At 62.1% G+C, this 26,715-nt stretch carries 23 protein-coding genes; 16 read left to right on the plus strand and 7 right to left on the minus strand.

What is annotated here, in order from left to right; translation table 11 throughout:
* Window positions 1-585 precede the first annotated feature (585 nt).
* Entirely contained in the window at window positions 586-3,297 is a 2,712-nt protein-coding gene (locus BLV45_RS05815) for an Hsp70 family protein (protein WP_090530161.1), read from the plus strand.
* A 369-nt stretch (window positions 3,298-3,666) separates the two neighbouring features.
* Here BLV45_RS05815 and BLV45_RS05820 read toward each other — a convergent pair whose 3' ends face one another.
* The gene (locus BLV45_RS05820) at window positions 3,667-3,960 is read right to left on the minus strand and encodes a hypothetical protein (protein WP_090530165.1); all 294 of its coding nucleotides are present in this window, start codon (window positions 3,958-3,960) and stop codon (window positions 3,667-3,669) included.
* A 99-nt stretch (window positions 3,961-4,059) separates the two neighbouring features.
* Here BLV45_RS05820 and BLV45_RS05825 point away from each other — a divergent pair, with 99 nt between their 5' ends.
* The 6 genes from BLV45_RS05825 (at window position 4,060) to BLV45_RS05850 (ending at window position 8,201) form a co-directional block, all read left to right on the plus strand.
* Window positions 4,060-4,296: a pirin-like C-terminal cupin domain-containing protein gene (locus tag BLV45_RS05825; protein ID WP_090530170.1), complete on the plus strand. Its 237-nt coding sequence runs from the start codon at window positions 4,060-4,062 to the stop codon at window positions 4,294-4,296.
* 208 nt (window positions 4,297-4,504) lie between these two features.
* Window positions 4,505-5,107, plus strand: a complete 603-nt coding sequence (wrbA, locus tag BLV45_RS05830; RefSeq protein WP_090531195.1) for an NAD(P)H:quinone oxidoreductase — start codon at window positions 4,505-4,507, stop codon at window positions 5,105-5,107.
* 120 nt (window positions 5,108-5,227) lie between these two features.
* Window positions 5,228-5,641, plus strand: coding sequence for a DoxX family protein (locus tag BLV45_RS05835; RefSeq protein WP_090531198.1), 414 nt, complete (start codon window positions 5,228-5,230; stop codon window positions 5,639-5,641).
* Window positions 5,642-5,905: 264 nt separating this feature from the next.
* Window positions 5,906-6,217 carry a hypothetical protein gene (locus BLV45_RS05840; protein WP_090530174.1) on the plus strand — a complete coding sequence of 104 codons (312 nt, stop codon included), beginning with the start codon at window positions 5,906-5,908 and terminating at the stop codon, window positions 6,215-6,217.
* 395 nt (window positions 6,218-6,612) lie between these two features.
* A complete protein-coding gene (locus BLV45_RS05845; protein ID WP_143130390.1) occupies window positions 6,613-7,476 on the plus strand; it encodes an Nmad3 family putative nucleotide modification protein in 864 nt (287 codons plus the stop codon).
* The gene (locus tag BLV45_RS05850; protein ID WP_090530180.1) at window positions 7,473-8,201 is read left to right on the plus strand and encodes an Nmad2 family putative nucleotide modification protein; all 729 of its coding nucleotides are present in this window, start codon (window positions 7,473-7,475) and stop codon (window positions 8,199-8,201) included. Before BLV45_RS05845 ends, BLV45_RS05850 begins: the two co-directional genes overlap by 4 nt.
* A 375-nt stretch (window positions 8,202-8,576) precedes the next feature.
* Here BLV45_RS05850 and BLV45_RS05855 read toward each other — a convergent pair whose 3' ends face one another.
* Window positions 8,577-9,446, minus strand: coding sequence for a LysR substrate-binding domain-containing protein (locus BLV45_RS05855; protein ID WP_090530183.1), 870 nt, complete (start codon window positions 9,444-9,446; stop codon window positions 8,577-8,579).
* 105 nt (window positions 9,447-9,551) lie between these two features.
* Between BLV45_RS05855 and BLV45_RS05860 the strand changes: the two genes are divergently transcribed.
* Window positions 9,552-9,881, plus strand: a complete 330-nt coding sequence (locus BLV45_RS05860; RefSeq protein WP_090530186.1) for a cupin domain-containing protein — start codon at window positions 9,552-9,554, stop codon at window positions 9,879-9,881.
* Window positions 9,882-10,107: 226 nt separating this feature from the next.
* Window positions 10,108-10,539, plus strand: coding sequence for a hypothetical protein (locus BLV45_RS05865; protein WP_322788600.1), 432 nt, complete (start codon window positions 10,108-10,110; stop codon window positions 10,537-10,539).
* A 200-nt stretch (window positions 10,540-10,739) separates the two neighbouring features.
* Here the strand turns inward: BLV45_RS05865 and BLV45_RS05870 are convergent, their stop codons facing one another.
* From BLV45_RS05870 to BLV45_RS05880, 3 genes are read right to left on the minus strand one after another with little or no spacing between them, the layout of a single operon-like run.
* Window positions 10,740-13,817 (minus strand): efflux RND transporter permease subunit, encoded by a 3,078-nt coding sequence (locus BLV45_RS05870; RefSeq protein ID WP_090530189.1) that lies wholly within the window; start codon window positions 13,815-13,817, stop codon window positions 10,740-10,742.
* Window positions 13,814-14,926: an efflux RND transporter periplasmic adaptor subunit gene (locus BLV45_RS05875; protein WP_176954071.1), complete on the minus strand. Its 1,113-nt coding sequence runs from the start codon at window positions 14,924-14,926 to the stop codon at window positions 13,814-13,816. Before BLV45_RS05875 ends, BLV45_RS05870 begins: the two co-directional genes overlap by 4 nt.
* Window positions 14,916-16,352 (minus strand): TolC family protein, encoded by a 1,437-nt coding sequence (locus tag BLV45_RS05880; protein ID WP_245753123.1) that lies wholly within the window; start codon window positions 16,350-16,352, stop codon window positions 14,916-14,918. Before BLV45_RS05880 ends, BLV45_RS05875 begins: the two co-directional genes overlap by 11 nt.
* Window positions 16,353-16,514: 162 nt before the next feature.
* Between BLV45_RS05880 and BLV45_RS05885 the strand changes: the two genes are divergently transcribed.
* From BLV45_RS05885 to BLV45_RS05905, 5 genes are all read left to right on the plus strand, one after another.
* Window positions 16,515-17,177, plus strand: a complete 663-nt coding sequence (locus BLV45_RS05885; protein ID WP_090530199.1) for a response regulator — start codon at window positions 16,515-16,517, stop codon at window positions 17,175-17,177.
* Window positions 17,174-18,508: an ATP-binding protein gene (locus BLV45_RS05890; protein WP_090530202.1), complete on the plus strand. Its 1,335-nt coding sequence runs from the start codon at window positions 17,174-17,176 to the stop codon at window positions 18,506-18,508. The genes BLV45_RS05885 and BLV45_RS05890 overlap by 4 nt, the downstream gene beginning before the upstream one ends.
* A 251-nt stretch (window positions 18,509-18,759) precedes the next feature.
* On the plus strand, window positions 18,760-20,181 hold the full coding sequence (gene hpnJ, locus BLV45_RS05895) for a hopanoid biosynthesis associated radical SAM protein HpnJ (protein ID WP_090530206.1): 1,422 nt from the start codon (window positions 18,760-18,762) through the stop codon (window positions 20,179-20,181).
* A 35-nt stretch (window positions 20,182-20,216) separates the two neighbouring features.
* On the plus strand, window positions 20,217-21,368 hold the full coding sequence (hpnI, locus tag BLV45_RS05900; RefSeq protein WP_245753153.1) for a bacteriohopanetetrol glucosamine biosynthesis glycosyltransferase HpnI: 1,152 nt from the start codon (window positions 20,217-20,219) through the stop codon (window positions 21,366-21,368).
* A 34-nt stretch (window positions 21,369-21,402) separates the two neighbouring features.
* Window positions 21,403-22,431: a lysylphosphatidylglycerol synthase domain-containing protein gene (locus BLV45_RS05905; protein ID WP_090530209.1), complete on the plus strand. Its 1,029-nt coding sequence runs from the start codon at window positions 21,403-21,405 to the stop codon at window positions 22,429-22,431.
* Here the strand turns inward: BLV45_RS05905 and BLV45_RS05910 are convergent.
* Window positions 22,413-23,816 carry an ATP-binding protein gene (locus tag BLV45_RS05910; protein ID WP_090530212.1) on the minus strand — a complete coding sequence of 468 codons (1,404 nt, stop codon included), beginning with the start codon at window positions 23,814-23,816 and terminating at the stop codon, window positions 22,413-22,415. The genes BLV45_RS05905 and BLV45_RS05910 overlap by 19 nt on opposite strands.
* Window positions 23,813-24,472 carry a response regulator gene (locus BLV45_RS05915; protein ID WP_090531203.1) on the minus strand — a complete coding sequence of 220 codons (660 nt, stop codon included), beginning with the start codon at window positions 24,470-24,472 and terminating at the stop codon, window positions 23,813-23,815. The genes BLV45_RS05910 and BLV45_RS05915 overlap by 4 nt, the downstream gene beginning before the upstream one ends.
* 283 nt (window positions 24,473-24,755) lie before the next feature.
* On the opposite strand from BLV45_RS05915, the gene BLV45_RS05920 reads away from it, so the two are divergent.
* On the plus strand, window positions 24,756-25,151 hold the full coding sequence (locus BLV45_RS05920) for a hypothetical protein (protein WP_090530215.1): 396 nt from the start codon (window positions 24,756-24,758) through the stop codon (window positions 25,149-25,151).
* A gap of 372 nt (window positions 25,152-25,523) precedes the next feature.
* The gene (locus BLV45_RS05925; protein ID WP_090530218.1) at window positions 25,524-26,465 is read left to right on the plus strand and encodes a hypothetical protein; all 942 of its coding nucleotides are present in this window, start codon (window positions 25,524-25,526) and stop codon (window positions 26,463-26,465) included.
* Window positions 26,466-26,715: the final 250 nt, after the last annotated feature.

Raw genomic sequence — 26,715 nt, forward strand, 5'->3', positions numbered from 1 at the left:
ACGGCCGTTCCACAGAAGGTAGCCGACGTTAGTTCGCCAATCAAGCTTGTCGCGTCACGTGCATCGCAATTTCGTTTGCGGTATCTGCGTTGTTGGCGCTTATCGACGTTAAACGCGGCTCCATGTCAGAGTGGCGACGCACAATAACGTCGATGTATAAGCGCGAATCGGAAAGCCGCTGAAACCTGTCCGCAGCTACGCCCGTCACTCGGTGGGCTAGAGAGTGCGAACGATTCCGAAGTCGCGACCTACCCAATCCATACTGGCCAGCGAACGGCACACTACAGACCTTAGTCGAAGTCCTTGGGTCGACTCGGAGTCACATCATGACCCTTTAGGTTTACCGAGGTCTTACAATTTAGCGATGTCACCGGTCACTCGGACGACCTTTCGTGTCGTTCCAGATCGGCCAGCGAGAGCAGGTCTTCAGAGTCACCAATTACCTGCGCACGTTTGCTTATGCGTACACTGATGGCCAAATATTGTTGAATGTGATAGAAGCGGACAAGATCTAGCGATTCAGCTTGGCGCGGGGTGGCACGCTACTTGTGCCGCATAAATTAGAACACAATCAAAGTAATCGAAATGGCCATTCGAAAAGAGCTTTTTGTTAATGCACTTCAACTCGTCGATGTCGACTCCCGAACCAATGTTCCATCGGTTGTGGCCTACAGTAACGGGAAGACCCTCGTTGGCTACGAGGCATTGGAAAGCAATGTAGATCCGACGCTAATCAACGAGAATTTTAAACTTGACCTTGGTCGGGTCACTCCGGCGCGCGTAAATCCCCCTCTGTTTGATTGTGCGGACGGCAAACCACGCTCGGCCAACGAGATTACGCAAGACTTCGTCGAGGCACTTATGAAGCGTGCGTCAGAATGGATTTCGGCGCGCGAACATAAAGCAGCCGATCGAATAATTGTCGCGGAACCTCTCAGCCTGGAGCGTGAGGGGACCTGGCTCGCAAACTATCGGAATCGTATGCGAGCAATTCTGATGAAGCGGTTCAAGGAAGTCGACTTTTTGCCCGAGCCTTTTGCCGTTTTCCAATTCTATCGATATGGGGTCAAGCATCCCGTCGTCGCGGCAAACAGAAAGCACGTCGCACTGGTGATCGACTTTGGGGGCGGAACTTTCGACGTATCCGTGGTGGAAACCACGGCAACAGGCGACGTAAGTCAGAGTGGACGACACGCCCGTCCCTTGGCTGGTGCCTCCATTCCGGTAGGTGGGCACTTTATCAACCGATCCATCGCAAAGAAGCTCATCTCCGACAATCTCGCACGAGGTGTAGACAGAGGTACTCTTTCGAAAGCATGGAACTCATACGACAACGTTACAGAAGAAGACGGTAGGAGTTTTCAATCTCTGCGTGACGATTTAAAGAATTTTATTCGTAATGTCCGGAGACTTACGAACGAGATCGAGAAAGCTAAAATATCGTTGTGTGGAATGATCCGGGATTGGCGGCTGGATGCCGAGTTCACGACACCACCATCGCATCAAATGCAGGTGCCTACCAATCCGTTCTCCGCGGCGCCAGAACTGAAGAGCGTCAGGCTTGACGCTCTCTGGTTGCGGGAAACGTTCATCGATCGGGTATGGAAAGAAAAACTCAAGCCAGAGGTCATGTCCTGTCTTTTGCGCGGACAGTCTGAACTCGAAGGCAAGCCTATAACCGTTGTGCTTCTGTCAGGAGGTTCGGCGAACATTCGATGGCTCGAGAAACTACTCGAAAGCCAGTTAGGTGACCGATTGCCCCAAGCGACATTCCTGTCGCTCGAGGCTAACTTCCAAGAAATTGTGTCTAAGGGTCTTGCGATCGAGTGTGCTCGAAAGACGTTTACCGAGGGCACAGGCGATTTCCAGTCTGTTACGTACAATCGCCTTTGCCTGCTGCTGGCGGCCGACGATGGGCATCCGAGTATTTATCGCTTTAAGCCGCAGTTCAACGGTGGAATGTCGGACCTGTTGGACGACGGCGTACTTCTGCGATCGGCAAGTGCGTTGAAGGAAAAGATCGACACGCCCTTGAGATGGAAGGTTCGACTTCAGTCCCCGCCACGTCGGCAGCTCAACTACTATTTCCTCCGTTCGTCCCTCGACGTTGATGACATTAGCAGCCTTCACAATGTTGATCACCGGGTTACAACCCCGGCTGGCACAAGATTTGATGCGTCGATTCACCTCGAACTAACTGTCGCAGAAGACGGAACCGCGTCGCCCCGATTCATATATAGGCAGAGACATGAAGACATTCCCGAGATCGCGGTTGATGGGGATCCCTTCTATATCGACATGACAGTTGGAGGGCGCACTACATTGGGCGAAGCGTATTTCGGACTTGACTTCGGTAGTAGCAATTCGTCCATCTCATACGTTGAGCAAAGCGCGGTAAAGGTTTATTCGCAACGTGCCGGTGAAAAAGGCTGGATGGAGCTAAACGAGATGGTGCACGAGCTTCCGCTCAGTATCGCTCGACCGCTTGCGAAGTACATCTCATCGACTAACGTAGGCCCTCGCAACATTGAATATGTGGCTGCTCTAGAGGCGATGCTTGAATTCGCAGCGGCTATTGCCTATGCCGAACACTGTGTCATGCTCGGGCGTGCAAAGGGAAAACTACTTAAAACGTTCCAGAAAGCGTCGGCTGGACCCATTTGGGCTTTACTTCAGCAATCTTTGGCATCTGTGGGAAACAGAGGTACGTTTTCCACCGCACTTCGTGATTTGGTAACTGATACCCATCGTCACTGGATTGAGGAAGCAATTTCAGCCGCAAACCATATAAAGCATGGTCGGGACCCCGGTGAGGCCGATCTCCACCGCGCGCTGAATTTATTAGGTAACAAGGTTCTCTCGTGCCTATCAGGTAGACGATTCGGGTACTTCGAGAAAGTCACGCGAACTGGATTTGGCAGGAAATATACAGGCCTGTTCAAGGTTGCGCACGGTACAGAAAGCCACTTTCTCCACGCGCTGGATTATGCAGGGCTGGAAGACTTCTCCTCAGCGGAAGCCTTTGTTGTGGATCTCGAAGCAGGGCAGGCGCTATCCCTTACACCGTTTATGTTCTGGCACGCTGTGGACGGGAAGATCGATCCGACCATCGCGGTGCTCGACATGATGAGGAAGGATGAGACAGGATTCAAGCTTATCGAAAGCGGCAAGGAGATCACTTTGAATGCAGATCACGAGTTATCCGAGCTTCACGAGACGTGCGTCAAGGCGTTAGAAGAAGACTCTGCTGGGAAAATCTTTACAGACCTAATGTTCACCGACACTGGAGGGGCTTAGGTCGTGTAATCGCTCGGACGTTGAATAGAGGCAATTGACGTCAGCGTTTCACGCCGAGACGAATGACCATACGGAGTGGCGACTTGATACCAGATACCAGCCACTGCGTTTCTGACGGCTCGACGGGCAGAAACGGGTCGGCAAGGGAAATTCGCGCCGAGGCTGGATAGATGATCGACGGGCGCTAGCGGAATTTCCGGGTTTGGCCGAAGCCGTGTCAAAACACACGCCTCGATCGAGGGCTTTCGAGACCGACTCGCGAGCATGGCCTGCATCGGCTTCGGCGCGTATTGGTAAGAGTAAAGCAGCCCCTCAAAACCTTGATATTTGCTGTTTTGACACGGCCTCTGGGCTTCGTAACCAGAATCGTCAATCCAGCGTAACTAACGAAGTCTGACGCTTCACCAGGCCAGACTCGATGAGCCACGCAGAACCAGTATCTTCGTCCGCGACGTTGCGCGACATGAAGCCCCAGTCGGGATCGGCGCGCAACATCGTATATCTGGCGCCGAGGTCGGGGGTAAGAATCCACTGCGCCCCGGACACTGGAAACGTGCCGCCGGCAGTTTGCCCGCTGCGGTCAGTGAGCGCGATCTGCATGTGTTCTCGCCGCACGTTATCCGAAACCTTTCGTTTCCCCATCAACAGATCCGTCGTGCTCATTGCCTGAGATGCAGGTGATGGGGTTTATCGTTATTCTGGCTGTGGAGGCTCTATCCTATTCTGATCACTCACGCAGAATAAATCGACAGGACGCCCGATATGAGTTCCGGACAACGTCAGGTTTCCACCACCGTAGAACTGCTTGCGGCGGCTACACGTATCCTGCCGGCACAGACAATCATCGACGACGGCGATATGCGCCTGATACGCGCATTGCCGCAGAAACAGCAGACCGCCCTCGGTCCTTTCGTCATGGACACGCCCGAACGGCTGGAGCAGGCGAAGCGGGATTTTGCCGCCGGCCGCATGGGCAGGCTGGAGGGCGTGCCGTTTTGATGCTCGCGGTTAGCGCGTCGATGCGGCTGCGCACGCCCTGTGCGTTTGCGGGCCGTGAACATAAACAGTAGCGTTTCGTTCAGGCGTTTGATGTACGCCGTGTCTGCATGTGGCGCCCGGCCGCGTTGCCTTGCGCCGTATTCGCTGGTCGCGGTGTGCTTTATCGGTCGTCCGGATCCCCCGGATGGCCTTCGATCCGGGAGCAATCATGGCAAAAGTACTCGTTCTGTATTACTCGATGTACGGTCACATTGAAACGATGGCCGGCGCGGTGGCCGAAGGCGCGCGATCTGTGCCGGGCACCGAAGTGACGATCAGGCGAGTCGCTGAAACCATTCCGGCCGACCAGGCTGCGGCCTACGGGGTCAAGCTCGACCAGAAGGCGCCGGTGGCGACCCCTGACGAGTTGGCTAATTACGACGCCATTATCTTTGGCACGCCGACGCGCTTCGGCAACATGGCCGGACAGATGCGCACGTTCCTGGACCAAACCGGCGGACTGTGGATGAAAGGGGCCCTCGTCGGCAAGATCGGCAGCGTTTTTGCTTCGACCGGTACCCAGCACGGCGGTCAGGAAACCACCATCACGTCGTTCCACAGCACACTGCTGCATCAGGGCATGGTGATCGTCGGTGTGCCTTACGCCTGCGCCGGACTGACCAATATGAATGAAATCACGGGCGGCACGCCCTACGGCGCGACCACGCTGGCCGGCGCCGACGGCAGCCGGCAACCCTCACAGAATGAACTGGATATCGCCCGCTTCCAGGGCAAGCACGTCGCTTCGCTCGCGTTAAAGATCGCGGGTTAGCGTAACCGGTTCGAATCCGTTGAGTCTCTCCGGGGAGCGCTCGCCTGCCGCTCTCCGGTGCTCGCCTCTCGCAGCCCGGTTTTCTGCCGATTCGTGGCGTACGTTCAAGGAGAAACGATGATGCGATACACCCTCTTCGAGCAGCGGAAAGACGAACTGATTCTTGTCGCGCGCGTATTGCTAATGATTCTGTTCGTGATCTTTGGCTGGAGCAAATTGACAGGTTTCTCGGGCACGGTCGGCTATATGGCCGCGGAAGGAGCACCGCTGCCGACGCTTGCTGCCATCATTGCAATCGTCATGGAGTTCTTCGTTGGAATTGCGATCGTGCTCGGGTTCTACACGCGACCGCTCGCATTTCTCTTCGCGCTTTACACGCTGGGTACAGGTCTGATAGGTCATCATTTCTGGACGATGGCTGACGGCGAGCGCGCAGCAAACATGATCAACTTCTACAAGAACGTCAGCATCATGGGTGGCCTGCTGCTTCTGTGTGTGACCGGACCGGGCAAGTATTCCGTTGACAGGAAGTGAGGGTGTGACTTTCCCGACGTTGAAGGCTTCTGTGAATATCAGTATCCGACGTGAACGGCAGCTATCAGGAAATGCGGATGTGTCGTTCGGGTCGACATGGGAAATTCGCGCCGAGGCTGGATGGATGATCGACGGGTGCTAGCCGGATTTCAGGGTTCGGCCAGTTTGAGACATTCGACACAGACGGTTACATTGTCGACAATCCGAGCGGTGCACCCACCGCTGGGGTTTGCTGGCAGATGCCCACTTCTGAGAAGACACGAAATGCCGATACAGATGACCGACAGGTTACGGGAGAACCTCTCGTGGCTTGTTTCGAATTGGGAAACAAAGCAGCTTCAACATATTTCCTCGTTCAACGAGGAATTCCACGCCGCTATACTTTCGGTTCTTGTCGGAAACGCGAGTCGTGCGGAGCTTGATCTAGTCATTGAAGGAACCCGTGGCAAAGTGGCCGACAGCTATGCACATCTCCTTGCAGTAGAGCCGGAACGCATCGCCAAAGAGCCATTCATTGCTTTGCGCATTCTTGGTGATATCTCGACAGAACTCGCACAGATAGCGAACTCCCGTTGACGAGCCCATCGCCGTCAGTTATCGGCCAGGATGGGACGTTGGTCCGGAAAGTTATCCGGTCGTACAGGAGGCGGCTCCGCATCCGCTAGCGGCCAATCATCGACGAGAACCAGCGCTGCTTGAAAGATGGGTTGCAAGGGCAGGAGGAGGGGGATGCAGATTTTGCGTCGATCCGAGCATGGAGACTAACTTTCGGGTGAATCGAGGGTCATGCGAAGCGTCACGTTGCAACCTGAGCCTTCAAACTTCGTTAAAGCTTGCAACAGCAGCCCGCACTTGAGCGTGCTTCTCATTTCGCTCCCTCGAAAGGTTAAAGTTTTACAAGTTTCCTCCCGTTAATGCAGGCGTCTCTCGAAGTTCAATCCGGCTACCGAGGTAGTTGTCAGGAGCTACGTTTGAAAATCATCTTTAGCCGCAAAGGATTTGATTCACAGTATGGCCGGGTGCCGAGCCCAATTCTCTGCGATGGGTCGCTTCTGACCTTCCCCATCCCATCACGTTACGGCCGACCGCTCGGAGACATCCAAGGTCCACTCGGTCCTATGCACGAGCTGGTTAACGACCTTACGCAAGGCGCGATTACAGCGCGCACTTCCGTCCATCTCGATCCTGACCTGAGTGACGGCAGCGTGGCGCGCCGGCCGGGATGGATGGCTTCGCTCGGGCAGGTCGGCTCAGCACAGAAACACCTTGCCAAACAGGGCGTGGGGCCGGGAGATGTGTTCCTGTTCTTCGGATGGTTCCGTCAGGCCGAACGCGTTGGAGATCGGTGGCGGTATGTACCGGGCGCGCCGAACCTCCACGCCTTGTTCGGCTGGCTGCAGGTGGGACAAGTGCACAAGGTGGATGAATCTGAGTGCCCGGAGTGGCTCGAAGACCATCCACACGTACAGCATGCCGCGCGCATCGGCGTGAACAACACGATCTATGTTGCCGGCGAGAGCTTAGCTGGTTCGCGCCAACGATTACCAGCGGCCGGTGTATTCCGGAACTGGGGGCCTGATTTACAGCTGACTGCCCCTAGGTGTTCGCGCTCGGTATGGCGTGTGCCACGCTGGCTGCTCAAAAACCCCGAGCAGCCGACACTTAGCTACCACCGGGATCCGGGCCGGTGGCGTCTCGAAAACGACTGGGCCATCTTGCAATCGGTCGGTAAGGGCCAAGAGTTCGTGATCGACGTGGGCAACTGCACGGAGGCCTCTCAGTGGCTGGGGGGCCTGGTGTCCCATCATGGCACCTCGACAGGAGCGTTGGTATGAGCGTCACCATGGGTTACAAGATGACCCACGACACCGGATTCGCCCCCAACCCGTTTCACGGCGTGCTGACGCTTGCCACGTGCAAGCCGAAAATCCGCGCATGCCGGAACGTCGGCGACTGGGTGGCTGGGTTTGCTTCTCAGGAGCTGGTCACGAGCTCAGCTCGCCGAGGCGTGACTATCCCGCGCGACGGACTCGTGCACCTCATGCAGATCCAGGAAGTTCTGCCGCTGCACGCGTACTTCGATGACAGCCGCTTCGCGGTCAAACAGCCGCCGCGTGAGTCGTCAGACGCCATCGCCTTGTGCGGAGACAACATTTACTATCGCAACCACCTCGGGCAATACGAGCAGCTGGAGAACCGTTACCACACGCGAGAGGATGTCCGCCGCGACACGTCCGGCGTGAATGCGCTGGTCACAGGACGCTTCTACTACTTTGGACGCAACTGCTTCGTGCCGGACGGTGGGTGGGCTGCACTGACCGGTTCCCCGTTGTCCACGGGCCGCCAGTTCCGCTGTCCGGACGGTTTTGTCGAAAAAATTCTTCGATACTTGGACGCAAAAGGTATCGCTGAGGGGATGCATGCACTTCCCTCTCTGATGGACGATGACGCGCCTGTGCATCCGAAGAAGCCCTTCGCCTTTCCCCTCCAGGAGCAAGGAGGTTTTGCGCCGCCGATGCGCCCGAGCGGTCGCCGCAGATCGGATTCCTGCGGAGGCTGAGCAAACCACGCCTCTGAACCTAAGCATCCTCTGTGGACGGACTACGCACGACAGCTCGGGCAGAGGTTCGGCGTGGCGCCGGCCGAAGCAAATGGAGGGGAGGTGCTCATAAGGCCGAGTATTCTGCGGCCGATACCACCGCCTCAACGGCCGAGGCACCTTTGAAAGCTGCCGTTGGCGCGGTGGTACCTCGAACGGCCCCAGTGGGTCGAGAAGACTCATTCACCACCCGTAGCGGTAACTGCCATTCGCCAGCGGCGTTTCACGAACGCCAGCAAAGCGACCTGCAGCAGTCGCACCGCCCCAGGTTGCCGACGCGCGCCTTGGCCGAGCCCGATTGCAACCATGGCGGACGGGGAGAGTGCTGTTGCCCGTTCACCTCACGCTCTCCTTCACAAGCCAGTCACGCAGATCACAGAACGCTGTGTCGGACCGGCCGCGCATCGCGCACAAGGCGAAGACTGCATTGTTCGGTTCGAAGCCTAGCGGCGCGATCAGTTTCCCTTGAGACAGTTCGCGTTCGACGAGCACCGCCGGAGCGATAGCAACGCCAAGCCCGGCCGCAGCCGCTTCGAGAAGCAACGATAAGTGGTCGAATCGACGGCCTTCTGTGAACATGGCTGGTTCAACATTGTTCCGTGACGCCCATTCCATCCACGCGTGCGGGCGTGAACTGGTATGCAGCAACGGCTGACTAGGCAGATCCTTCGGCATTGCGATGCGATGAGGCCACGACGGCGCACAGACAGGGCCGGCGGTTTCGTTGAAAAGGCTTACTACCTCGACATCCGATGGCCAGTTTCGATCGCTGACGATCAGACAGTCAACGACGTGTCGTCGCAGATCGTCCATCGCCACACTCGTCTGCAAGCGAACACGAATACCCGGATAGTTCGCCTCGAACCGTTCGAGCCGCGGAATAAGCCAGTTCGACAAAAAACTGCCGGGCGCACCCAGCACGATTTCGGAGATCGGCTCTTGCTCCGCGATCTCCGCGCATCGGGCCACCAGCATGGAGAACGTATGTTCGACGGCCTGCTTCAGACTTTCTCCTTCAGCTGTCAACTGCACGCCCGCCGCATGGCGTACAAATAGCGATTTCCCCAGCCATTGCTCCAACTGGCGCACCTGATGGCTCACCGCACTGTGGGTCACATGCAGTTCCTGCGCGGCCGCCGAGATGCTCAGTTGTCGGGCGGCTGCGTCAAAGGCGCGAAGCGCGTTGAGCGGGGGAAGTCGGCGCATGAAGTGAAGACGTCGATTTAATTCACAACATCGTACACAAATTCGTCGCTACCCTGGCTATCAACCTGGGCGTTACAGTGAGACCTCATCTCACAGGAGGTTGAATTGAATGACAAGGACATTCCCCTCGCGAACAGCAAGGTACGCTATAAGACGCTGCTGATCGAGGAAGACTACGCCGTCTCCCAGACCACCGTCCTTCCCGGCGGCGAAACGGAATGGCATCACCATACGAACGTGAGAGACCGATTTGTGGTCGTTCAAGGCGTGCTCACTGTTGAAACGAAAACAGGCGCGTCGGTTGTCACAAGGCGCGTCGATGACCACTACACGGTCGAGCCCTGCGTCATCCATCACGTCAGGAATGAGACGTCTGATGATGTGGTGTACATCAACATCCAGTCCGGAGGGGAACGCGATATCGTACTCGCTTAAAGGCAGATCGGGCGTCGCTCATTGCCTGCGCTCATCGGTCATTTGACCGGTACCCTCCCAGCCGTTCACCTGCGATCCTTACATTCAAGTCAACCCGGAGCCGCTGCACACATGTAGTGCCAGCTTCGGAGCGTCGCACTATGGCGCACGGACGACGCGCGCTCTATCGGCGCTCTCGGGGATTACTGCGCAACGTGATTTCCATGCCGTAGACAACGAGGTTTTCTTGAATCACGCCACGATTCATCCCGTATGTGTTCGCGCTATCCACCGGATCAACGCAGCTGCGGTGATCCTCATATGCATGATCGGCTGGCGGATGTATGAAGCGTCTCCCATCTTTGCGGGATACGCTTTCCGGCGGCAATCACGCTCGGCGGCCGGCTGGGCGGCGCACTGCTCTGGCACTTCGCGATCATGTGGGTACTGGCTGCCAACTTCGTCGCTTACGTGGCGTTCAGCGCCTTCACCGGGCAACGGCGCCGAACGCTTTTTGCCCATCACCGTTCGCGCGATTGCGACCGACCTCGTTGCCGCGCTGCGCGGCAAGCTCAGCCACAGTGATCTCGGTGCGTACAGCCGTAACGATCAGGCCTGCTCCGTAATTCGGCAAGAAACATTGCGTGCATCGGGCCGGTTCCCCGCGCCCGTTGAATGAATAATCGCCGCCAGTTGCGCGGTGGACGTCGGAAGAACCCCAAAAGCCGCCATTGTTATCGCGTCTGCGTGACGGGCCGCTCCGGGTCGGCCAGCGCCTTTCCCCAAAAACTCGCGAAGAAGTCTTTTTGCTCGCAGATATCGCGACAACCGAAGGCGCGCATGCGGACCCGCTAAAGGGTCCGCCTACACCACCCCAGATCAGACAGGTTCCGCAGGCTTGCCCCCATCGGCCTTGCGTTGCTTCATCAGCAGTTGCAGCAGCACCGGTAGCAGCAAAAGCACCAGCGGCAACTGCACGATCAACCCGGAGATGATCGCGATGGCGAGCGGTTGCTGCATCGCCGAGCCCTGGCCGAGTGCGAACGCAAGCGGCAGCAGCGCGAGAATCGCGGCGATCGTCGTCATCGCGATTGGTCGCAGGCGGTTGCGTCCCGCCTGGACCAGCGCGGTTTCGAACGGCATGCCTTCGTCGCGCACGAGCCCCTGCAGTTCCGACACGTAGAAGATCGCCACCTCGGTGACAATGCCGATGATCATCGTCATGCCCATCATCGCGGAGATGTTGAGCTCGATGCCCGTCGCCCACAGGCCGACGAAGACGGCGCCCGTCGCCAGCAGCGGCATCGCCATGACGGCGATCGCGACGCGAAAGCGCTCGTAAAGGAACAGCAGCAAGCCGAACACCAGCGCGACCGCCGCGCCGAACACCGTGAGCAGTCCCTTGAACGCGATCTGCTGTTGCTGATACAGGCCGCCCAGTTCGTAATACACGCCGTTCGGCAAGAGATCTGGCGCGGCCAGCGCCTTCTGCACGTCGACGATCGTCGAGCCCAGGTCGCGGCCGTCGATCCGCGCCGTGACCGCAACCATGCGCTTGAGATTGTCGCGGCTGATCTCGGGTTGTCCCGTCACGGTCACGCGTTCGGCCACGCGCTTGAGCGCGAAGAGGTGACCGTCCGGCGCGCGGATCTGTAACTGGCCGAGTTGCGTATCGGTCAGCGCGAGCGCGCCGGCCACCCGCACGCGCACGCCGACGGTCTTGGGGCCGCTCTGGAACTGCGTCGCGACGCTGCCTTCCACCATGTCCGAAACAGCCTGCGCGATGGACTGCGGGTCCATGCCTTCCGCCGCGGCCGCGTCGGGCCGGATGTGCAGCTCGAGTGCGTCACCGGCCGGATTGATGCCGTCGTTCACGTCGACCACACCCCGGATCTTGCCGATGTCCGCCGCCACTTTCTTCGCGGTGGCGTCGAGCGTCGCCTGGTCGTCGGAATAGATCTTGATCTGCACGGGCTGCGGCACCGCGGTCAGGTCGCCGATCAGGTCTTCCATCAGTTGCGCGAGCTCGATGCTCACGCCGGGTACGTTCGTCTCGATCTTCGAGCGGATCTCTTCCATCACCGTTTCGATCGGCTCGCGGCTGCCTGATTTGAGCCGCACGAAGAAATCGCCGCGATTCGGTTCCTGAAGGTCGCCGCCCAGACCCGCACCGGTGCGACGCGAATACGTCGCGACGTTCGGATTCGCGCGGATGATCGTCTCGACCTGACGCATCAGGCGGTCGGTCTCGGTGATCGAGGTGCCCGGTTGCGTGTGGTAGTCGAGCACGAAGCCGCCTTCGTCCATCGTCGGCATGAAGCCGCTGCCGACGCGGGTGAACGCAAACGCCGCGACCACGACGAGCGGAACCAGCCCGACGAGCACCAGCCGCGGGCGCGCGGTGACATGCTCGATCAGCCACGCATAAGTACGGTTCATCCACAGCGCGAAGCGTGATTCGTGGTGCTCCTCGGCGTCTTCCGGCGTGAGCCAGTGGTCGCACAGGATCGGCACGGCGAGCCACGTGACGAGGAACGAGATGAAGAGCGCGCTCGCCATCGTGACCGACAGCGCCTTGAAAAACGCGCCCGTGACGCCGGACAGAAACGCAAGCGGCACGAAAATGATCAGCGTGGCCGCGGACGATCCGGCAAGCGGCCGCGTGAATTCGAGCGCCGCCGTCATCACGCGGCCATGGAAGGCGTGTGCCCCGGCCTCGCGCATGCGCCGCATGATGTGCTCGATCATCACGATCGCATCGTCGATCACGAGGCCGACCGCCGCCGCCATCCCGCCGAGCGTCATGATGTTGAAACCCATGCCGGACACGTCGAGCAGCAGGATCGTCGCGGCCATCACGACCGGCACGAGCGCGACCGCGATCGCCGTGATTTTCCAGTTGCGCAGGAACGCGAACAGCGTGAACGCCGCGAGCACGACGCCGATCATGATCGCGTCGCGCACGCTGGTTGCGGACGCGATGACGAGCTCGCTCTGGTCGTACCAGTTCGCAAGATGGACGCCCGGCGGCATCTGATGCTGGAATTCGGCGAGTTTCGCGCGGATCGCTTTCGCCATCGCCACGCTGTTCGCGCCGGGTTGCTGGAAGATGTTGATGAGGACGGCGTCCTGGCCGTCGGCGGTGACGCGCATCCATTGCGGCACGACGCCCTGGTGCACGCTGGCGACGTCGCCGAGACGCACCTGTGACGCGCCGTTCGCCGAGACGACCACGTTCTTCAGTTCGGCGATCTGCGTGACCGTTGTGTTGGCGATCACGAGATACAGCTTGTCGTGGTCTTCGATACGGCCGGTCGCCATCAGCACGTTGCTCGCGCCGATCGCCTTCGACACGTCGGCGAGCGAGAGCTTGTATGTCGCGAGGCGCGCCGGGTCGATCGCGACTTCGAATTCGTCCTGTGCGCCGCCGGTGATCTCGACGCGCGCCACGCCTTCGACCGCCGACAGCAGCGGGCGCATCTGGAACTGCGCGAGATCGTGCAGCGCCGACAGCGACTGCTGGTTCGAGGTGAGGCTGTAGGCGAGCACCGGGAAAACCGTCGGGTCCATCCGGCGCACCTGCATCGAGGTGCCCGGCGGCAGCGTCGCCAGAATCTCGCTGATCGCCGACTGCGCCTGTAACGTGGCCTGCGCCATGTCCGTGCCCCAGTCGAAATTGATCGAGATTTCGGCGGTGCCGCGGCTTGTCTTCGATTCGACGTCGCGCACGTTCGGCACGCGGCGCAGCGCCTCTTCAACGGGCATCGTGACGAGCGTCGTCATCTGTTCGGCGGGGCGGTCGCCGGCGTCGAGCGAAACGACCGCGCGCGGAAACGCGACGTTCGGAAACAGCGAGATCGGCAGGCGAAACGCGGTCAACGCGCCCGCGATCGCGAGCAGCGCGATCACGAACAGCAGCGAGCGTCGATGCCGTTGCATCCATTGACCGAAATTCATCGCGCGGCGCTCCCGTCTGCCTTGCCGCTTGTCTTGCCGCCCGTCTGCACGGCCATGCCGTCGGTGAGCTCATAGTTGCCGGAGACGACGAGCGGAAGCGCGCCGTCGATCGCGCCGTCGACGCCGTAGCGGCCGCCGTCTTCCACACGCTTCACGACGTTGATCCGATGCGCCGTTTTCGCGGACGTGACCTGGAACACGTAGTCGCCATGGCCGTCCTTCAGCACGGCGTTGCGCGGCACGATCCAGTGCGTGCCCGTGTTCGTCGCGATGTCCGCGCTCACGCGCGTGCCGGGAATGAAGGCGGTCTGCCCGAGCGGCACGTTCGCGCCGATATTCACGAGCTGGCTTTGCGGATCGACCGATGCGCCAACCATCACGACGCGGCCGGGCAACGCGGATTTCGCGAGCGCAACGGACAGCCCGTGCAGCATCACCGCATCGCCCGCGTGGATCGAGGCCGCGTCCGAGGGCTCGACGCCGAGCGTGACGTTGGCGCGCGCATCCTTGCCGCTGTCGCCTGCGGCGAGCTGCATGATCGCCGCGCCCGGCTGCACCTGATCGCCTTGCGCAACCGACACCTGCAGCACGACGCCGTCCAGCGGCGCCGTCACCGTGTGCGCGCCGGGACCGACGCCCATCTGGTTCTGCCCGGCGAGCGCCTGCTGCGCGTCCTGCGCGGCTTTCTTCGCGCTTGCCAGTTGCGACTGCGTGGCGAGCCCCTTGTCGAAGAGCGACTGCGTGCGCGTGACCTCGCCCTGCGCGAGCGTGAGCGCGCTCTTCGCCTGCGTCGCGGCGAGCACGGCTGCCGGATCGGCCTCCACGACGACAAGCGGCATGCCGCGCGTGACGCGCTGGCCGGCCTGCACGCGCATCTGCGTGATGCGCGCGACGTAGGGCAGATTGAGGGTCGTCACGCTGGAGGCCGACGCGGCCACGATGCCGTACGCGCGCACCGGCTGCGCGATCGTGTCGCGATGCACCTGAATGGTCTGCACGCTGACGACAGGGCCGCTGTCGGCGTGAGCGGGGAGGGTCCCGAAGAGGGACACGAGGGCGACGCAGACCGCGGCGCGCCGCGCCCGCGTCGTGAGGCGACTAGTTCGCATGGTTTTCGGTGAAAGTCTGATCGGAAGAAAAGGCATCGGGAATCGCCGCGCCCAGCAGCGCCTGCAGCGCGATCCGCTGTTCGGCGAGCGATTCGCGCAGCGTGGCGACGTCGACGCGTTTGGTAAGCGCCGCGCTTTGCGCATCGACATAGGCGCCGAGCGTGAGGTTGTGCTCCGCGTACGCCTGCCGTGCGTGGCGGGCGGCGAGATCGACGTCGGGCAACGCGGCTTCGGTCTGCTGGAGCTGACGCGAGAGGATCGCGGTGTCCGCGCGCATGTGCGCGACGTCGGCATAAGCCTGGTTGAGGCGGTCCTGATACTCGTCGCGCAGGCGCTGGCGCGTGGCCTTCTCGATCGCGACGTTGCCCTGGTTGCGGTTGAAGATCGGCAGGCTCAGGTTGATCTGGAAGCCGCTCGTGTAGATGTTCGACGTGTCGCGCGCACGCACGAAGCCCACCGACAGGCTCGGAAACTGCGAGAGCACGGCGGCGCGGTATTTCTGCTCCTGCGCTTCATAACCCGCCCGTAGCGCGAGCAGGTCGGGGCGGCGCTTCGGGAGCTGGCTGAGCGCGGCGTCGATGGTGGCATCGTCGACGGGGGCGCTGTCGTTGTCGCTGGTCAGCGTGAGCCGCACGTCGGGCGCGAGGCCGAGGAGCGCGTTCAGGTCGTGATGGGTCTGTTCGGCGGCGCGTTCGGCGTCCGTATACAGCTTGCGCGCGTCGCTGTACGACGTGAGCGCGGCGGTGAGGGTGTCCCCGGTGAGGTTGCCTTCGCGTTGCGCCTGGGCCATGCGCTCGTATCGCGTGCGGGACAGCTCGCGTTGCTCCTGAAGCAGCGGCAGCGTCTCGTCCTGGAAGCGCGCCTTCAGGAACAGCTGCTTCGCCTGCGCGACGACTTGCCATTCCTGCCACAGCAGGCCGAGGTCGGTCTTCACATAGGTCGCATCCGCCGAGGCCTTGTTGGCGCCGCGCGTCACGATCGCCATGACGTCCATGCTCAAGCCATAATTGAACGCGCGTGTGAGGCCCTGCGCACCCGGATAGTCGCTGGAGATGCTCAATTGCGGATCCGGCAGCAGGCCGGCCGAAAACGCCTGCGCGTGGGCAATGCCGAGATCGTCGCGGGTCAGCTTCAGGTCGGGATTGTTCGCGACGGCCAGCATCGCGACTTCCTCGATGTCGAGCCCGTCGGACGGATCGAAGCGGTGGGCCGCCAGTTCGGGTAGCGGCATGGTGGCCGGATCGATCTGGATGCGCTCGAGCGTGGTGGCGGAGGTCGACGTGTCGCGCGCCGCAAGGGGCTCGCGGTGATACCACGTGCAACCCGCGAGCAGCGCGGTGCAAACGGGCGCGAGCGCCCACAGGGAAAGCCGCGACGCCCGGGGCACGGGCCCACGGAGTCGTGGGTGAGACTGGGGGATAGACACGTCCTGCTCCTCGCGGAAATGGGGCGGACGCGCGTGTTTAAACGGCGGCGCGTCCAGATAAGGGGCGATTTTCACGATTTGCAGCTTAAGTAACGCTTAAGCGCGCGTTAAGCTTCGGACAGTGACAATGCGGACCTGTACAAAGGATAGTGGAGTGGCCCGATGCGTTTGCTACTGATCGAAGACGACGAAATGATTGCCGAAACCGTGCTTGAATCAATGCGCCGCGTGGGCTATGCAATCGACTGGGCGAAGGATGGGCGCGCCGCTGACCTGTCGCTCGGCAACGGGGTCTACGATCTCGTGCTGCTCGATCTCGGTCTGCCGAAGAAAGACGGCATCGCCGTGCTGAACACCTGGCGCAAGGCGGGCGGCGCCGCACCTGTCATCATCCTGACCGCGCGCGATGCGGTGGACGAGCGCATTCGTGGCCTCGACGCGGGCGCGGACGACTACCTGATCAAGCCGTTCGATCTCGACGAACTCGCCGCGCGCGTCCGCGCGCTGCTGCGCCGCCGCACCGGACAGAAGCAGCCTGTCTATGCGCACGGCGAGCTGACGCTCGATCCCGCCGCGCACGAAACGACGAAGAGCGGCGAAATCGTGCCGCTCCTGCCGCGTGAGTTTGCGTTGCTGCAGGCGTTGATCGAAGAGCCCTCGCGCGTGTTCACGAAAGCGGAACTCGAAGAAAAACTGTACGGATGGGGAGAAGAGGTGGGCAGCAACACGATTGAAGTTCACGTACACAGCCTGCGCCGCAAGATCGGCGCCGAGCAGATCGTGACGGTCCGGGGCGTCGGCTACCGGTTGAAGAGGGCTGAATGACGTCGATCCGGCGCTGGCTGCTGGGCTGGCTCATCTTCGGTCTTGCGGCCGCTTCGCTCGTGGCCGGTTACGGCATCTTCTACACCGCGCGCGAGGAAGCGAGCGAACTGTTCGACTACGAGTTGCGCGCCGTGGCGCTGTCGCTGCCTTCCAACCTTGAAGGCACTGAAAGCGTGCAGCACACGCGGCCCGATTTTGAAGGCATCTCCGACGACCGCATCGTGATCGCGATCTGGGACAACGACGGCGTACGGGCTTATCAATCGCTGAGCGCGCCTGAACTGACGCGCTTTCCCGCTGGCATCCGCACGATCGAACGCGGCGAGCGTCACTGGCGCGTGTTCGGGCTGCAGCAGGCCGGGCGTTTCATCCAGGTCGCGCAGCCGGTGTCGGTGCGCGACGATCTTGCGCTGCAGCTCGCGCTACACACGCTGTGGCCGCTCTGGCTGCTGATCCCGGTGACGATCGGGCTGGTCCTGTTCGTGGTCGCGCGCGGGCTCGCGCCAATCGGCGGTCTTTCGCGGGCGCTGGCCTCGCGCTCGATCGATTCGCTCGAGCCGGTGCGTCTGGAAGGGCGCATGCCGGACGAAATCCGCCCGCTTGTCGAGGCGCTGAACGACCTGCTGCAGCGTCTGAACGTGGCGTCGCAGGCGCAGCGCATGTTCGTCGCGGACGCGGCGCACGAACTGCGTTCGCCGCTGGCCGCGCTGAAGCTGCAGTTGCAGGGCGCCGTGCGCGACGGCTCGCTGGTGGCGCGCGACCAGACGCTCGAGCGCATCGAAGGCCGGCTCAATCGCCTGATTCATCTGGTCCAGCAGTTGCTGACGCTCGCGCGCGAGGACGCGGAGCCGGCCACCTCGATGACGCCCATGAGCCTGAGAAGGGTGGGCGAGCAGTCGGTCGGCGACTTTTCGCTGCTCGCCGAAGCAAAGGATATCGACCTCGGCCTGGAACTGCTCGCGCCGCGCACGCCCGACGACGCCTATATGGTGCTCGCGGAGCAGCATGGGCTTGGCGTGCTGCTGGACAATCTCGTCGACAACGCGATCCGCTACACGCCGGCGGGCGGCAAGATCGACGTGATCCTGAAGCGCGATGCGGATGCCGTCGGTTTTGTCGTCGTCGACAACGGGCCCGGCATTCCGGACAGCGAGCTGGTGCGCGTGCTCGACCGGTTTTATCGCGTCGCGGACGCCGAGGGACAGGGCAGCGGCCTTGGCCTTGCGATCGCGTCGCGTATTGCGGGGCGGCATCGCGCGACGCTCACCGTGCGCAACAATGTCGACGCACCGGGCCTGTCGGTGTCGGTAACCGGCTTGCAGCCGCGCTAAAGGCTTTTGTAATCCGCCGGGTGATTCGCCCGATTGATGGCGATCGCGGGTGCGCGCAGGCCGGTTCTTAAGATTTCCTTCAGGTATCGCCGGTACTATTTCCCCCCGTGTACACCCGACCCGACGGGCCCGCTAAATGCGTCCGGCCCACCTGCCGTGGTCGTCCTGAGATCAATGAACGCACGGACTGCACGCGCGCGGCCAACGGACTGGCGGCGCGTGGATTGTCACGCGCGCTTGCCGGAGTATCCATGAAAACGCTGTTCTTGCAGGCGCCGTCCTATGACGGTTTCGACGGAGGCGCGGGTTCGCGCTATCAGGCCAAACGGGAGATCCGCTCGTTCTGGTATCCGACGTGGCTTGCACAGCCTGCCGCGCTGATCGCCGACAGCCGCGTGCTCGACGCGCCCGCCGATGAGCTTTCGGTCGATGCAACGCTCGATATCGCGCAGCAATACGATCTCGTCATCATTCACACCAGCACGCCGTCGTTCCCGACGGACGCGCTTTTCGCCGAAGACCTGAAGAAGCGCAAGCCATCCGTATTGATCGGCATGGTGGGCGCGAAGGTCGCGGTCGATCCGCACAATTCGCTGACCGCGACGGAAGCGATCGACTTCGTCTGCCGCGAGGAATTCGACTTCACGTGTCAGGAAGTCGCCGAAGGCAAGCCGTTTGCGGAGATTTCCGGGCTCAGCTACCGTGCCCGCGACGGATCGATCGAGCACAACGCAGCGCGTCCGATTCTGGAAAACATGGACGAGTTGCCGTTTGTCGCGCCGGTATACAAGCGCGACCTCAAGATCGAAAACTATTTCATCGGTTATCTGAAGCATCCGTACGTGTCGATCTACACGGGCCGCGGCTGCCGTTCGAAGTGTACGTTCTGCCTGTGGCCGCAGACGGTGGGCGGCCACCGTTACCGCACGCGCTCCGTCGAGAACGTGCTGGAAGAAGTGAAGTGGATTCGCGACAACATGCCCGAAGTGAAGGAGATCATGTTCGACGACGACACGTTCACGGACTTCAAGCCGCGCGTCGAGGAAATCGCGCGTGGGCTCGGCAAGCTGGGCGTGACGTGGTCGTGCAACGCGAAGGCCAACGTGCCGTACGCGACGCTGAAGATCATGAAGGAAAACGGGCTGCGCCTGCTGCTCGTGGGCTATGAATCCGGCGACGACCAGATCCTGCTCAACATCAAGAAAGGCCTGCGCACGGACATCGCGCGGCGCTTCAGCGACGATTGCCGCAAGCTCGGCATCAAGATTCACGGTACGTTCATTCTCGGTCTGCCCGGCGAGACCAAAGAGACGATCGAAAAAACGATCGAGTACGCGAAGGAAATCAATCCGCACACGATCCAGGTGTCGCTCGCCGCGCCCTATCCGGGCACGACGCTTTACAACCAGGCGATCGAAAACGGCTGGCTCGAAGAGAACAAGGTGATCAACCTCGTCAGCAAGGAAGGCGTGCAGCTGGCCGCGATCGGCTATCCGCACCTGTCGCGCGACGAGATCTATCACCACCTGGAACGCTTCTACAAGCGCTTCTATTTCCGTCCCTCGAAGATCTGGGAAATCGTCCGCGAAATGCTGATGAGCTGGGAGATGATGAAGCGCCGGCTGCGCGAAGGCGTCGAATTCTTCCGTTTCCTGCGCGCGCACGAAGCGTGAGCGCGCTGCTCGCGCCCGACGGTCCGGCGCACGCGCTGCATCTGCTGCTCGCTGCGCTGGCCCTCGTGTGCGGTGCGTGTACGCTCTTCGGTATCGGCTACACGCTGCTGGCGGCGACGCTGGCACGCCGTTTCTTCAGGCGCCCGGGCGCGGAGCCGGCAAGCTTCCCTCCGGTCACGATCGTCAAGCCGCTGCATGGCAATGAATGGGCGCTGTCCGCCAACCTCGCGAGCTTTTGCGCGCAGGATTATCCGGGCGATGTGCAGTTCCTGTTTGGCGTACACGATCCCGCCGACCCCGCGCTGGGCGTGCTCGACGCGTTGCGCCGCGCGCATCCCGAAGCGGATATCCGGGTGGTCGCGGATGCGCGTCTGCACGGCCCGAACCGCAAGATGAGCAACATCCTCAACATGCTGCCGCATGCGCGGCATGACGTGCTCGTATTCGCCGACAGCGATGTCGGCGTCGAGCCGACGTATCTGCGCCAGGTGATCGGCGAGTTGCAGAAGCCGGGCGTGGGTCTCGTCACGTGCGTCTATCGCGGCGCGCCCGATCCCGGCTTCTGGCCGCGTCTGTCCGCGAGGGCCACCAACTACCAGTTTCTGCCTGGCGTCGTTACCGGTCTCGCGCTTGGTCTCGCACAGCCGTGCTTCGGACAGACCATCGCGATGCGCCGCGACACGCTCGATAAAATCGGTGGTCTCGCGCCGTTCGTCCATCATCTCGCGGAAGATCACGCGATCGGCGAAGCGGTGCGCAGGCTCGGCGAGCGGGTGGCGATTCCGCCGTTCGCCGTCTCGCATGCGTGCGTCGAGACCAGCGCGGCGAAGCTCGTCGCGCACGAACTGCGCTGGAGTCGTACGATACGTCACGTCGATCCGCCCGGCCATCTCGGCTCGGTGCTCATGCATCCGCTCGCGTTCGCGCTGCTGGGCGTGGCGCTTTCGGATGGCGCGCCGTGGGCGTGGTCCTGCCTGGCGGCATCCGTGGTGGCACGCATGGTGCTTCAGCTAGTGCTCGATCACGCGCTCAGGCAGCGGCCGCGTGACCTCTGGCTGCTGCCGGCGTGGGACGTGGTGGCGTTTGCGATCTTCGTGGCGAGCTTCTTTTCCTCACGCGTGATCTGGCGTGGTTTCAGCTTCAATGTGGACGACGATGGACTGCTGTCGCCGGTTCAGGATGAATGACAACACTCTGTCGACTGTAAAACGTGCATCGCTGATGAAACATCTGGGCCGGATCACGGCGCTCGCCGGTCTCGTGATCTCGCTTGCGCTCGTGTATCGCGAGCATCCTGCCGCGGTTCTCGGGTTGATGCGCGAGGCGGGCGCCGGTCTCGTGCTCGCCGGGCTCGCGCACGTGCTGCCGATGCTCGCCAATGCGCGCGACTGGCAGACGCTGATTCGCGGCACGCGGCGTCCGCGCTTCACGCAAATGTTGCGCCTCGTCTGGGTACGCGAGTCGGTGAACAGCATGTTGCCGGTCGCGCGCGTGGGCGGCGAAATCGTGTCGTTCCGGATGCTGCGACGCTGGGGCGTGAGGTCGCCGGTCGCGGTGGCGAGCCTTGTCGTCGACATGCAGCTCACCGTCATCAGCCAGCTGATGTTCACGATGGTCGGCATCGGCTTTCTGTTTGCCCATGCGCAGTCGGGCACGTTGCGGCTCGCCAGCGACCTGGCATGGGGTGTCGTCGTGCTCGCGCCGTTGCTGGTGCTCTTCGCGATGGTGCAGCACGCGAGCCCGTTCGAGCGCATCACGCGCGTGCTCAACCGCGTGACGAGCGGCAAGCTCGCCGCGATGACGGGCGAGTCCGCGCAGATCGACCGCACGATCAAGCACATCTGGCGCAGGCGGCCGGTCGTGCTGCGTTATCTCTTCGTCTGGCAGCCGCTGCAGTGCATCGCGACTTCGCTGGAGATCTGGATCGCGCTGTATTTTCTGCACGCGCCGGTGAGTTTCACCGAGGCTGTCGTGATCGAATCGTTGATCCAGGCCGTGAGCAGCGCGGCGTTCTTCGTGCCGGGCGGCCTCGGCGTGCAGGAGGGCGGATTTATCCTGATCGGCGGCGCGCTCGGCCTCGATCCGGCGACGTGTCTCGCGCTCGCGGGCGCGCGCCGCATTCGCGATCTGCTGATTTTCATTCCCGGGCTCGTTGCGTGGCAGTTCGCCGAATCGACCCGTGAGGGACGCACGGCGGCGTGGCGCCCGGCGCGGCGCAACGACCCGGACCGTCAGGTCACCGGCTCGTAAGCGGGAAACGAAATCTCGGTCGCGAGCCCGCGATTGTCGATGCCGGTGCCGAATGTCAATCGCGCATCGAAGTGCTCGACGATTCGCGCGACGATCGATAACCCGAGCCCGCTGCCGTTCGCCTCGTTTCCCTTGGCCCTGAAAAAACGGTTCGTCAGATTCGCGAGGTCGCCGTGCGCGACGCCGGGTCCGTCGTCGCGCACGGTCAGCAACACGCGTTGCGCTTCGCGGCGCACGGCCACTTCGATTGCGCCGCCCGCGCGGCCATACTTGATCGAGTTGTCGATCAGGTTGTCGAGCAGGATGCCGATCAGCACGGGCTCCGCGGTGATCTCCGCCTGGAGGTCGCCGGTGAGCGCGACGGTCATGTTCTTTTGCAGCGCGTTCTGTTCGTTCGCAAGCACCGCGTCGCGCGCGACGACGCCCGCCTGAAGCGGCAATGTGTTCAACTTTTCGTGCTCGTCGAGCCGCGCGAGGAGCAGCAACTGCTCCGCGAGCCGCGCGCTGCGATCGACGCCCCGCACGACGCGCTGCATCGCCAGCCGTTGCAGCACCGGGTCGGATTCGCCCATCGCGACCTGCGCCTGGACCTTGATGGCGGCGAGCGGGGTCTTGAGTTCGTGCGCGGCGTCGGCGGTGAACGCGCGCTCGCGTTCGATCGAATGCCGCAGGCGCGAGAGCACATGATTGATCGCGTCGACGAGCGGGCGGACCTCGGTCGGCGCACGGCCCATGTCGATCGGCTCGAGCTTGTGGATGTCGCGCGCGCGGATCGCCTTCGACAATGTCCTGAGCGGCGCCATGCTGAAGCCGATGCTGAACCAGACGAAGAGCGCGAGCACCGGCAGCGCGATGACGATCGGCCGCGCGATGCGCCGCGCGACACCGCTCACGAGATCGCTGCGTGTATTGGCCGGTTCGAAGACGCGCACGCTGTGGCCGAGCGTGGTGTTGCGCAGGGTGAACGTGTGCCACGACCGGCCGCCGAGAACCAGCGTGCGCGCGCCGCTGACGGGCGGCACGGGCAGGTCGGCGGCGTGCAGCGCGACGAGTTGCGGACTCGCGGCCAGCACGCGGTTGTCGGCGTCGCGCACCTGGAAGAGCGCGTCGCGCGGCAGCGTGTCGTCGTCGTCTTCGTCGCTCGCGCCGGGGTCGCCACCTTTTTCTTCTTCGCGCACGTCGATGCGCGCATTGGCGAGCGTGACCAGGTTCGGCTGGTCGAGCAACGCGAGAATCTGCGCCAGTTCGGCGAGGCGGGCGTTTTCCCAGTCGCTGACCTCGTCGGTGGCCTGTCGATAGCTCGACACGAGCGCGATGCTCCAGACGAGCGCGATGCTGGCCAGCACGAGCAGCATCAGGCGACGCCGGATCGACCCCAGGATCATGGTTTTTCCACGACGTAGCCGATCCCGCGCACGGTCGTGATCAGCGTCGCGCCCAGCTTCTTGCGCAGGTTCGAGATGTGGACCTCGATCGCGTTGCTCTCGACTTCTTCCTGCCATCCATAAAGGCTCTCTTCAAGCCGCGAGCGCGACTGCGGCACGCCCGGATTCGTGACCAGCTGGTGCAGGATCGCCCATTCGCGCGACGTCAGCGGCACGCGGGTTCCGTCGAGCGCGGCGGTGCGCGAGGTGGGATCGACGGTGAGGCCGCCGTGACGGATCAGCTCGACGCTGCGGCCCTGCGCGCGCCGCAGCAGCGCACGGCAGCGCGCGATGAGTTCGACGAGATCGAAGGGCTTGCCGAGATAGTCGTCGGCACCGGCGTCGAGACCGTCCACGCGGTCCGCGACCGTGCCTTTCGCGGTCAGCACGAGCACGGGCACGTCCTTGCCGGCGGCTCGCAGCCGGCGCAGCACTTCCGTGCCGGAAATCAGCGGCAGGCCGAGGTCGAGAATGACGAGCGCGTAATCGGTGGTGGAAAGGGCGAGATCGGCCTTGTTTCCGTCCCGCGCCCAGTCGACGGTGAAACCCGCCTGACGAAGCCCCGCTTCGACGCCACAGCCAATCAGGTCGTCGTCTTCAACAAGAAGCACACGCATGAGAAAAATATCCGTTTCAGGTATCGCAATGGTGCGGCGCATGCCGGTCGTTCAGCGGATTGCGAATTCACAGTTGCCGCATGTGAATCGTCATATCGCGCGGAATCAGGACGACAGCTTTGCCGAAGGCATATTACGCTGCCTTTCACGCGTTTTCCTTGCAATCGCTGCTTCAGATTTCCTTCAGGTTGGATCGGTACTATCGGCCGCAGGTGAAATTCGCCCGCATCGAGGGGTGGATTTTCTTGTTGCCGTCGTTTTGCATGAATCATCCGGTCCCGTCATGAAGCCAGCCGTCGTCGACATGCTGCGCGCCCATTTACTGACCGCATCGCTCGCTGCGATGTGCTTTCAGGTCGCCGCGCTCGTGTCGCTCTTCTTCAACGTCTCCGAGGCGTCGCTCGAATCCGCGCCGTTCAGGCTGTTCGCGCTGGGGTGTGTCGTCACGAGTGTGCTGCTCACGCGGCAGGTTGCCTCGATGTCGTTCAGTCGCGCGCTGCACAGCCGTCACGCGACGTATCGCACGGTGGCCGCGCAGGGCGGCCTGGTCTCGGTGGCTTTGAACTGTCCGCTGCGCATGCTGGTGATCCTGCATCTGCGCATGAGGGGCAGGCCGTTCGAGCTGGTGCAACACCAGCCGCTCTGCGCGAAGGTGCGCAGCAGCACGTATCGCCACTGAATGCCGTATCCGGCGCGGCTTCGATAGCGTGCGCCGCGTGCCGTATCCCTCCATCGATCCAGTCTCGTAACCCTACTGACGACGCCAGTCCGTCGCGACCCGGCCCACGTAAGCCCTGGTCGAATCGAACGTTGGCGGCGTTCCGGCGCTCGCCGGCCTCCGCGCAGTCCTGATCGACGTCGCGGCATACCCCGCAGGCTTGTGCAAGTCAACAAACCGCCATTACGCTCATCTGCGAGGTGCCATCAGGCAAAATGGCTAGCCTGGCCGGCGCTGAAACGCGCATATGCGTGATCCACATGGCTGGCGACCAGACCGGTCGGGCGCGGCACTTGCGCCTGCCGAGGAAAATCAAACGACTGGAGACGGAACATGCCTGTGCTGACTGAACGTCGTGCCACCCGCCGCGGGCGTGCAGTGTGGCTGTCGCTGGCTACCGTGGTGGTTTGTCTGCTGGCGGGGATGCCGGGCCGCGCGCTGTTTGCCCAGGGCGCTGACGATGCCGCGACGCTTCGCAACAGGTTTCAGGGCCTGACGCAGCAACTCGAACACAATCCGTTTCACCGGCAGCTTTATATGGACTCGTCGGAATCGCCGACGAACCTCAAGGGCGACATCTATGCAGTCGTCGACTATCCATTCGCGACCGTGAGTGGCGCGCTGAACGACCCGGCGAATGGCCCGGCCAACTGGTGCGACGTGCTGATCCTGCATCTGAACGTGAAGTACTGCCATGCCGCGACAAACAACGGCGCCGCGCAGCTCGACGTGAATCTCGGCAAGAAGGTGGAAGAGAAGCTGTCGTCAACATATCGCGTGCAGTTCAGCTACCGTTCGGCGGTGGCGAGCGCCGACTATTTTCGCGTCGAACTGAAGGCGGATACGGGCCCGCTCAGCACGAAGAATTACCGGATCGTGCTGGAGGCGATCCCGGCTGGCGGCAACCGGACATTCCTGCATCTGACCTACGCATATGGCTACGGCGTCGCGGGACGCCTCGCGATGAAAACCTATCTGTCGACCATCGGCAGCGACAAGGTCGGCTTCACGACGGTGGACGATGCGTCGCCGGGGCAACCGGAATATATCGGCGGCGTGCGTGGCCTGCTCGAGCGCAACACGATGCGCTACTACCTCGCGATCGACGCGTATCTCGGCGCGTTGCAGGCACCGGCGGGCGCGCGCTTGCAGCAGCGTCTCACGACGTGGTTCGACGCCACCGAACAGTATCCGCGACAGCTTCACGAAGTGGACCGCGACGACTATCTTCAGATGAAGCGCAACGAGTACCGGCGCCAGCAGACGGCGCAGTAGCGGGGCGGCGTCGGTGCCTTGCCGGTGCGGCTCACGCGCATGACGTCGTTAATGAGCGATGCCGGCCGCGCTGGCCTCGTTCAGGTGCGTGGCTGGCGTTATTTTTGGCTGCGTCTGGCGTTCGATCCCGGCTTGCTACACTGAATGGGTATCCCGTCCCGCCCGTTCCCGCGCACGAACAACGCCAACGCCGTCGCCCGTCCAGTTCCGGGTTCCGCATGGACGGGCGCGGCCGGAACCGGTCGCCGTT

Source organism: Paraburkholderia sartisoli (assembly GCF_900107685.1).
In the GTDB taxonomy this organism is placed as follows: Bacteria; Pseudomonadota; Gammaproteobacteria; order Burkholderiales; family Burkholderiaceae; genus Paraburkholderia; species Paraburkholderia sartisoli.